Here is an 8,724-nt window from a genome sequence, read left to right as displayed (position 1 = left end):
ATTGCTGACTGACCCGCCGCCTTCGCGAGCAGGCTCGCTCCCACAGGGGATGTGTGTGTGGCGGGCAATAAAAAACGCCCCCGGTCTTTCAACCGGGGGCGTTTTTGTGTGGCGGAGCGAAAGTTACTTAACTTTCACACCTTCCAGCGAGATATCCAGATCCGCGGTTTGCGAGGAAGGACCTGGGCCCTTGATCCCGAAATCGTTCAGGTTGAGGGTGGTCTTGGCGTTGAAGCCAGCACGCTCGCCGCCCCATGGATCCTTGCCCTCGCCGTTGAACGTGGCCTTGAAGGTCACAGGTTTGGTCACGCCGTGCAAGGTCAGGTCGCCAGTCACGTCAGCAGTCTTTTCACCGGTCGATTTAACGGCAGTAGAGACGAACTTGGCGTCAGCGAATTCGCCCACGTTCAGGAAGTCTTTACTGGCGATGTGCTTGTCACGCTCAGCGTGGTTCGACCACAGACTGGCGGTTTTCACATCAACCGAGATCTTGCTGGCTTCAGGTTTGGCCGAATCCCACGAGAATGTACCGTCGAAGTCTTTGAAAGTACCGTGGATGAAGCTGTAACCCAGGTGGCTGATTTTCCAGTCAACGAAGGCGTGCTGGCCTTCCTTGTCGATTTTGTAATCCGCAGCCATGGCCTGACCAGCCGAGAGCAGTGCAGAACCGATTGCCAGAGCGGCCAGAGTCTTTTTCAACATGCTTTCTTTTCCTTTGAGTCGAGGTTGAACTTCAGGCTTTGCGACCGAGCATTCGTGTCAGGGTCGCATCACGATCGATAAAGTGGTGCTTCAATGCTGCCAACGCATGGAGACCGGAAAAAATTACCAGCGCCCACGCCAGCCAGAGATGAATCACCCCAGCGGTATCTGCCTGATCCGGTAGCCCGGAAACCAGTGCAGGAACTTCAAACAGGCCAAACACCGGGATCCCGACACCGTCTGCGGTGGAAATCAGGTAACCGGCAAGCATCACAGCGAACAGCGCCAGATACAGAAACCCGTGGCCGAACCTGGCACCGATACGGGTCATGCGGCTGTAGCTTTGCAGCGTCGGCGGCGGTGGGCTGATAAAGCGCCAAAGCACCCGTAACACCATCACGGCCAGCAACACTAGGCCGATGCTCTTGTGCAGATCCGGCGCGTCTTTGCGCCAGCTGCTGTAGTAATCCAGCCCGACCATCCACAAGCCCAGCGCGAACAGCCCGAAGACCACAAGCGCCACACCCCAGTGCATGAAGATGCTGACCCAACCATAGCGCGAAGAAGAGTTACGTAGCTGCATTGCCCAAATCCTGTGAGAACTGCGAACCAAGACTAGCGAGTTATCTATCGAATTAAAGCGGAAAATTTCGCTTTGAAATATCGAGAAATACGATCAAGAGTCTGGAAGTGGCGTGTTAAGGAAAGATTAAAGGCGATTTCGTCGCGCAGCGCTCGGGTTATGCGGCTCGACTTTCGCTGTCCGGTCCAGCTCGCCCCCGGAGCAAGCGACGATTTCAAAAAGGTCGCCGAGAGAGAAACTTCTACTCAATAACTATGTATCGCTGACTGCATGCCTGCACCTGATCAAATGATGACTCGACTATTCATTGAAAAGGTAAACCCCTATGGCTATTCGTTATACCCCCTTTCAAGCAGGTGGCACTTCCGAGTTACCACCAAACCAGACAATGTCTCCGGGGCAATATTTGCAGTCCGAAAATGGTCAATACCGTTTGGTATTACACAGCGATGGCAACCTAGTGATAAAAGAAGGTGAGCAATAGTCTGGATTGCCGACAACAATCAACCTTACAGTGCAACTCTGCATCCAAAGAAGATGCGTGAGCCACTACAATTTGTCGTCAGTAATAACGGATTTCTCTTCGACCCCTCCAGACGGCGACTATGGATTGCCGAAAGCACCCACAGCCTCGAAAAGTCGCTGTGGTACAACACTTACCTGACGATGCAGGACGATGGCAATCTGGTCATTTACGACCAGCGCAACGGCAACCTGCGTTGGTCTCGATTCGGTTTTGTCCCCGGGCGGATTCGAAAACCCAAGCAACGATGGCTCAGAAAGTTACCGAACGGCACCGAGTTCTATAAATGGGATTTTTAACAGGTCACCGCTCTTTTGATTGATCAGTTGGTGAAAAGCGGTGGCGGCTGCAAGCAATCGGCACTATAGGGATCTATCTTGCAGTGATGGGCAAGTTCAGCATTATATCCACCTGGAAAGAAACGCCCATTGGCACAGCCGGAAAGTGTCATTAACAAAAGTACTACCGTTAGCGTTTTCATCGAGCGCCTCCAATTTTTTCAAGCATAAATTTGGAGATCAGGCAGCCGCTATCATTTCGTTCTGATTGTTTTGTGGGAATTGTCCTGCGCAGCGGTAAGCATTGAGACTGCACAGGGAAGGATTGAAGTGTGTGCTTCTGGCAAAAAAAACGCGGCCCATTTGGCCGCGTTTTTTATTGAAGCAAAGGCTTACTGCGCCTTCGTCTCAGTAGTGGCTGCCGGCTTGGCTGCTGGCTTCTTCGCCGGTTCAACCTTTTTCGCTGCCGGTTTCGCCGCAGGCTTTTTCGTCTCGGTTTTAGCCGCAGGCTTCTTCGCCGCAGGCTTGGCTGCCGCTTTCTTCGCTGGCTCAGCTTTCACCGGAGTCGCTGGCTTCGGCGCTTCCACCGGAGCTGGCGCAGGTGCCGGAGTCGGCGCAGGTGCTGGAGCAACCGGAGTTGGAGCCGGCTCTGGCGCCTTCACTGGCTCAGGCTTCTTCTCGTCATCCGAACCGCCAAACAGGTTGCTGAAGAAGTTGCCCTTCTTCGCCGCCACGGCACCCGCCGCGCCTGCCGCTGCTGCGGCCGGAACCACTTTGGCTGGCTCGAACGATTTGCCCGCCGCCAGATCTTCAACCTGACTCGCCGCCCGCTGACCGGTGCGCAGTGCGCCTTCCAGCGTGCCCGGGTACAAGGTGTCGGTGTGTTCGCCAGCGAACGTCACGCGTTGCAGCGGACGTTCCCACAGGCGCCAGAACTTGCTGATCTGCCCCGGGCCGTAAGCCAGGTACGCACCGCCCATCGACGGGTCGGTGCTGTAGCGACGGATTTCATAACCGGTGAACGAGCCACGGGCCTGTGGATAAAACGCGTGCAGACGAATCAGCACCTGATCGACCATCTGCTTGTCACCAAACGCCTGCATCACACGAGCATTGTCGCCGGACAGGTTGATCACCACGTTGGCGCCGCCCTTCAGGGCAGGTTCGATCCAAAGCATGCCGAGACCGGTGTTGCTGTAGATCTCGCCGGACATGCGCGCCTTGCTTTCCCAAACTGGCGTCTTGAACTTCAGCATGATCTGGTCGCGCCAGCCGTAGTTGGTGCCCTTGATCGCGGCCATGTGCTGGGCATCCAGCGCCGGGGTCAAAGCAATCTTGTTCAGCGCGCGCAATGGCACGGCCAACACCACGTAGTCAGCCTGATAGCCAACAGCGCCGACCTTGACAGTCACGCCGTCCTTGTCCTGAGTGATCGCCGACACCGGCGAGTTGGTCTTGATGGTTTTGATCTGTTTGACGAAGGCCTGCGCCAGCACCTGGCTGCCGCCGACCAGACGCGAAGCACGCAGGTCACGGTCGGAGATGCCGCGATAGACGCGGTTCTGCTGCGCGAAATACAGCAGCGACAGGCGCGAAGGTTCGTCGTAGTGGGTGCGGATGTCCTGGTTGATCAACTGACGTGCAGTGGCCGGCAGGTTCTGCTTGTCGAGCCAGCTCGACACGGTGATCTGGTCCAGCGCGTGCAGGGTGCTGGTCGCCGCCGGGTTTTGCGGATCGTCGATCGAACGCGCCAGATCATCGAGGGTTTTCTGATAGCGCTTCAAGGCATCAGCGGTGGCTGGCTGCTTGGTCGCCAGATCGGCGGCGGAGAAATACTCGCCATCGATCAGATAGCCCGGGGTCCGCACGAACTCAGGTGCCGGCGTGGTGCCCAGCTTGAAGGTCGAAACGTACTTGTTCAGCACCGGCTGCGTCTTGTCGTTGCCGATCCACTCGCTGGTGGCCATGCCCGAGCGCCCGCCCAGACTAGGTTTGGCTTCCAGCAGGGTGACCTGCCAGCCTTTGTTTTGCAGTTCATAAGCGGCGGTCAGGCCCGACAGGCCGCCGCCGATCACGATTGCAGTTTTATCCTTGGCCAGCGCTGTAACGCTGAACAGCCCCAACATCACCAGCGCACAGGCGCGCAGCCAACCGACAGACATTCAGCGAACTCCGGAAATTCACGTAGGAAAAAGCACTTTTGCGGGTCAGACGACCCAAAGAACCGCGAAGAATACGTTAGCCATCAAAACGCCGCCAGCGACGTCTATCGGCTCATACAAAGTAGCTCAATCGACACAATGGGTTGTTCCCACGCGACGCATTGCATAGGCTTGCGCGATTGTTTGCCCGCGCCTGACGCGAGCCGCCTCGAGGAGACTGTAAATGGGCCTGAATAACCAGTGGATGCAACGCGACCTCGCGGTGTTGTGGCATCCCTGCACCCAGATGAAAGACCACGAACAGCTGCCGCTGATCCCGATCAAGCGCGGTGAAGGCGTCTGGCTCGAAGACTTCGAAGGCAAGCGCTACCTCGACGCCGTCAGCTCGTGGTGGGTCAACGTGTTTGGCCACGCCAACCCGCGCATCAACCAGCGCATCAAGGATCAGGTCGATCAACTCGAGCACGTGATTCTCGCCGGTTTCAGTCATCAGCCAGTGATCGAGCTGTCCGAGCGTCTGGTGAAGATGACGCCGGAAGGCCTGAATCGGGTGTTCTACGCCGATAACGGTTCGTCCTGCATCGAAGTCGCGCTGAAAATGAGCTTTCACTACTGGCTCAATCGCGGCCAACCGAACAAGAAGCGCTTCGTCACCCTGACCAACAGCTACCACGGTGAAACCATGGCGGCGATGGCGGTCGGCGATGTGCCGCTGTTCACCGAAACCTACAAAGCGCTGCTGATGGACACCATCAAGGTGCCGAGCCCGGATTGCTACGGGCGCCCCGAGGGCATGAGCTGGGAGGAACATTCGCGCAACATGTTCGCGGCCATGGAACAGACCTTGGCAGAGCATCATGACAGCGTCGCGGCAGTGATCGTCGAGCCGTTGATTCAGGGCGCTGGCGGCATGCGCATGTATCACCCGGTGTATCTCAAGTTGCTGCGTGAATCCTGCGATCGCTACGGCGTGCACCTGATTCTCGACGAAATCGCCGTTGGCTTCGGCCGCACCGGGACGATGTTTGCCTGTGAACAGGCCGGCATTCGTCCGGACTTCCTCTGCCTGTCGAAAGCCTTGACCGGCGGCTATCTGCCGCTGGCCGCGTGCCTGACCACCGACGAGGTCTACAGCGCGTTTTACGACGACTATCCGACCCTGCGCGCGTTCCTCCATTCGCACAGCTACACCGGTAATCCGCTGGCGTGTGCGGCGGCGCTGGCGACGCTGGATATCTTCGAGCAGGACAACGTCATCGAGAACAACAAGGCCCTGGCCCAGCGCATGGCCTCGGCGACGGCGCATCTGGTCGATCACCCCAATGTGTCTGAAGTGCGCCAGACCGGCATGGTCCTGGCCATCGAGATGGTCAAGGATAAGGCCACGAAAGAGGCCTACCCTTGGCAGGAACGTCGCGGCTTGAAGGTGTTCCAGCATGCGCTGGAGCGCGGCGCGTTGCTGCGTCCGCTGGGCAGCGTGGTGTATTTCCTGCCGCCGTACGTGATCACCCCGGAGCAAATCGACTTCCTCGCCGAAGTCGCCAGCGAAGGCATCGACATCGCCACGCGTGACAGCGTCAGTGTGGCGGTACCGAAAGACTTTCACCCGGGGTTCCGCGATCCAGGCTGATTCAAAATTTGTGGCGCCTGAACTGCCGCTTTCGCGAGCAGGCTCGCTCCCACAGGGGAATGCATTCCAAATGTGGGAGCGAGCCTGCTCGCGAATGAAGTCGACACCGATCCACCTGATTCACATCTTTCCAGAGACCCGAAATGAGACTGTCCCGCTTCTTTATCGACGCCCCCCTGAGCACTGGCGAACACGAATTGCCGGAGGCCCAGGCGCATTACATCAGCCGCGTGCTGCGCATGGCCGAGGGCGATGCGGTGCAGCTGTTCGACGGTTCCGGCCATGAGTTTCGCGGCGCCCTGCTGGAAGTCGGCAAGAAGCGCGTGACCGTGCAGATCGACGAGCAATTCGCTGGTCAGGTCGAATCGCCGCTGCACATCCACCTCGGCCAAGGCCTGTCCCGTGGCGAGCGGATGGATTGGGCGATTCAGAAAGCCACCGAGCTGGGCGTGAATGAAATCACCCCGATCTTCAGTGATCGCTGCGAAGTCCGCCTGAAAGACGAACGCGCCGACAAACGCCTGCTGCACTGGCGTCAGGTGGCGATCAGCGCGTGTGAGCAATGTGGGCGTTCGCGGGTGCCGGTGATTCATCCGCCGGTGTTGTTGGGAGACTGGATCAAACAGACCGAAGCCGAGTTGAAACTGGTGCTGCACCCGGTGGCTGAGCCGTTGGTGAATCATGCCAAACCCGCGACTTTGGCGTTCTTGATCGGGCCGGAAGGCGGTTTGACGGATGCCGAAGTCGAGCAGGCCAAAGGCAACGGCTTTCATGCTGCCCGCCTCGGCCCGCGGGTGTTGCGCACCGAGACGGCGCCGGTGGTTGCACTGGCGGTGGCCCAGCAGCTTTGGGGGGATTTCTAATCCACAATTGGAATACGTTCCCCTGTAGGAGTGAGCCTGCTCGCGATAGCGGTGGATCAGCCACAAACGCTGTCGACTGACAGGACGCCATCGCGAGCAGGCTCACTCCTACAGGGGGATGGTGGCGTCTCTAGAGGACGTAAAACAGAATCGCGACAAAGTGCAGCAAGCTCCCCGCGATCACAAACAAATGCCAGATCCCATGCGCATGCCGCAGCCGGTGATCAAGGGCAAAAAAGATAATCCCCACCGTATACAAAACCCCGCCCGACGCCAGCCAGGCAAACCCGGTGGTGCCCAGCGCCGCAATCAGCGGTTTGACTGCCACCAACACAATCCAGCCCATCACCGCGTAAATCACGATCGACAGAATCCGCGCTTCCGAACGCGGTTTGATTTCCTGCAGGATGCCAATCAGCGCCAGCCCCCAGACAATCCCGAACAACGTCCAGCCCCACGGCCCGCGCAGGGTCACCAGGCAGAACGGCGTATAGCTGCCGGCAATCAACAGGTAGATCGAAAAGTGATCGACCTTCTTCATGATCGCTTTCTTGCGCCCGCGCACGCTGTGGTACACGGTTGAAGCGCTGTAAAGCACCAGCAGGGTGAAAGCGTAAATCGCCACACTGACAATCTTCCACGGGCTGCCGTCGAGGCAGGCGATCACCAACATCCACACGCCACCAATAAATGCCGCCACCGCCCCGACCAGATGGGTCCAGGCGTTCAATCGTTCTCCGTGATACATGTATTGCTCACCTCACATTCGTTACCGCAGCGCGCAAGGCTCGGGCCTTGAGCGTAAAAGCGCAATGTTTCTGTTCAACACCAGCCTGCACACGTCGTGGTAATTGGGCACAATCGACCGATACCAAAAAGAGTCCGCGCCATGCTGATCGACGAAGAATTGACCCTGAAAAAACTCGAGGTGTTCCTCGCCTTCATGCGCACCGGCAACCTCGCCCGCGCTGCAGCCGAGTTGCAGACCAGCAACGTCAGCGTGCACCGCGCCATTCATTCGCTGGAAAGCGCCCTGCGCTGCCCGCTGTTCAAACACGAAGGCCGCAACCTGACGCCGCTGGAAAGCGCTTACGTACTCGAAGAACGCGCGCAGAAGCTGATCAACGACGTCGTCGAAAGCGTGCGCCTGACCCGCGAAGCGGCCGGTTTCTCCGCTGAACGCTTCAAGCTTGGCTCGCTGTATTCGTTGACCGTGAAGACCGTGCCGCAACTGATCATGGGCCTGAAAATCCGTCGCAGTGAACTCAACATCGACCTGATCCTCGGCTCGAACATCGACCTGCTCTACAAGCTGAAAAACATGGAAGTCGACGCGATTCTGGTGTCACTGGACGACAGCATCAACGACCCGGACTGCGAGCAGATTGCGTTGTTCTCCGACGATATCTTCCTCGCCACCCCGGCGGATTCAAAGTTCGCCCAGCGCAGTGAAGTGGATCTGGCCGAGGTGCGTGATGAAACGTTTATCACGCTGACCCAGGGCTTTGCCACGCATCAGGATGGCGTGCGGGTGTTCAAGCAGGCGGGGTTCGAGCCGAAGGTGGCGATGCAGGTGAATGACATCTTCACGCTGCTGAGCATGGTCAGTTCGGGGGTGGGTTATGCGTTGCTGCCGGGACGGATTGCGGCGGTGTATGAGAATCGGGTGAAGCTGATTCCGTTGCAGGAGAAGTACCGGTTGCAGCAGCACATTGGGGTGGTGTTTTTGAAGGCCAAGGAGAGGGATCCGAATTTGCTGGCGTTGCTGGCGGAGTGTCGGATGTATGCGAATCGGCAGGCTGGGGTTTAGATCAAGATCAAGAGCTACCCCCTCACCCCAGCCCTCTCCCCCAAGGGGGCGAGGGGGAAAGGGAGCAGATCTGCATGGGTTTCGAGTCCTGAGTTCGACTCAGGAATTTCAGGTCGGCGTACCTCCAACATCAACCTCGGTCAGTCCCCTCTGCCTCAAAGGTTAGATGGGGA

8 protein-coding genes are annotated in these 8,724 nt (G+C 58.0%); 4 read left to right on the top strand and 4 right to left on the bottom strand.

From position 1 onward, the window contains the following. Positions 1-123: 123 nt before the first annotated feature. Both ACW9IR_RS15320 and ACW9IR_RS15315 read right to left on the bottom strand, forming a co-directional pair. A complete protein-coding gene (locus tag ACW9IR_RS15320) occupies positions 124-702 on the bottom strand; it encodes a YceI family protein (RefSeq protein WP_102901310.1) in 579 nt (192 codons plus the stop codon). Between the two features lie 31 nt (positions 703-733). Further along, positions 734-1,285, bottom strand: a complete 552-nt coding sequence (locus ACW9IR_RS15315) for a cytochrome b (RefSeq protein WP_457463985.1) — start codon at positions 1,283-1,285, stop codon at positions 734-736. A 537-nt stretch (positions 1,286-1,822) separates the two neighbouring features. Between ACW9IR_RS15315 and ACW9IR_RS15310 the strand changes: the two genes are divergently transcribed. Beyond that, complete coding sequence (locus tag ACW9IR_RS15310; protein WP_457463983.1) at positions 1,823-2,107, top strand: hypothetical protein; 285 nt, start codon at positions 1,823-1,825, stop codon at positions 2,105-2,107. 371 nt (positions 2,108-2,478) lie between these two features. Here the strand turns inward: ACW9IR_RS15310 and ACW9IR_RS15305 are convergent, their stop codons facing one another. Further along, positions 2,479-4,248, bottom strand: coding sequence for a flavin monoamine oxidase family protein (locus ACW9IR_RS15305; protein WP_457463981.1), 1,770 nt, complete (start codon positions 4,246-4,248; stop codon positions 2,479-2,481). 223 nt (positions 4,249-4,471) lie between these two features. Between ACW9IR_RS15305 and ACW9IR_RS15300 the strand changes: the two genes are divergently transcribed. Together ACW9IR_RS15300 and ACW9IR_RS15295 are read left to right on the top strand one after the other, a co-directional pair. Next, positions 4,472-5,878, top strand: coding sequence for an adenosylmethionine--8-amino-7-oxononanoate transaminase (locus ACW9IR_RS15300; protein WP_102901313.1), 1,407 nt, complete (start codon positions 4,472-4,474; stop codon positions 5,876-5,878). 143 nt (positions 5,879-6,021) lie between these two features. Further along, positions 6,022-6,741 carry a 16S rRNA (uracil(1498)-N(3))-methyltransferase gene (locus ACW9IR_RS15295; protein WP_102901314.1) on the top strand — a complete coding sequence of 240 codons (720 nt, stop codon included), beginning with the start codon at positions 6,022-6,024 and terminating at the stop codon, positions 6,739-6,741. 130 nt (positions 6,742-6,871) lie between these two features. Here ACW9IR_RS15295 and trhA read toward each other — a convergent pair whose 3' ends face one another. Then, a complete protein-coding gene (trhA, locus tag ACW9IR_RS15290; RefSeq protein ID WP_038358773.1) occupies positions 6,872-7,489 on the bottom strand; it encodes a PAQR family membrane homeostasis protein TrhA in 618 nt (205 codons plus the stop codon). A 141-nt stretch (positions 7,490-7,630) separates the two neighbouring features. On the opposite strand from trhA, the gene ACW9IR_RS15285 reads away from it, so the two are divergent. Beyond that, complete coding sequence (locus ACW9IR_RS15285; protein WP_095112783.1) at positions 7,631-8,551, top strand: LysR family transcriptional regulator; 921 nt, start codon at positions 7,631-7,633, stop codon at positions 8,549-8,551. The last annotated feature ends 173 nt before the right edge of the window (positions 8,552-8,724 follow it).

Source organism: Pseudomonas sp. SDT291_1_S447, from assembly GCF_054070155.1.
The sequence above is the reverse complement of the archived record's forward strand: the minus strand, read 5'-3'. Positions and strand labels throughout refer to the sequence as shown.

Excerpts from the sequence above, each read along its gene's own strand:
- trhA (WP_038358773.1), bottom strand. The coding sequence starts at position 7,489 with ATGTATCACGGAGAACGATTGAACGCCTGGACCCATCTGGTCGGGGCG.
- ACW9IR_RS15315 (WP_457463985.1), bottom strand. The coding sequence starts at position 1,285 with ATGCAGCTACGTAACTCTTCTTCGCGCTATGGTTGGGTCAGCATCTTC.
- ACW9IR_RS15305 (WP_457463981.1), bottom strand. The coding sequence starts at position 4,248 with ATGTCTGTCGGTTGGCTGCGCGCCTGTGCGCTGGTGATGTTGGGGCTG.
- ACW9IR_RS15310 (WP_457463983.1), top strand. The coding sequence starts at position 1,823 with ATGCGTGAGCCACTACAATTTGTCGTCAGTAATAACGGATTTCTCTTC.
- ACW9IR_RS15295 (WP_102901314.1), top strand. The coding sequence starts at position 6,022 with ATGAGACTGTCCCGCTTCTTTATCGACGCCCCCCTGAGCACTGGCGAA.
- ACW9IR_RS15320 (WP_102901310.1), bottom strand. The coding sequence starts at position 702 with ATGTTGAAAAAGACTCTGGCCGCTCTGGCAATCGGTTCTGCACTGCTC.
- ACW9IR_RS15300 (WP_102901313.1), top strand. The coding sequence starts at position 4,472 with ATGGGCCTGAATAACCAGTGGATGCAACGCGACCTCGCGGTGTTGTGG.
- ACW9IR_RS15285 (WP_095112783.1), top strand. The coding sequence starts at position 7,631 with ATGCTGATCGACGAAGAATTGACCCTGAAAAAACTCGAGGTGTTCCTC.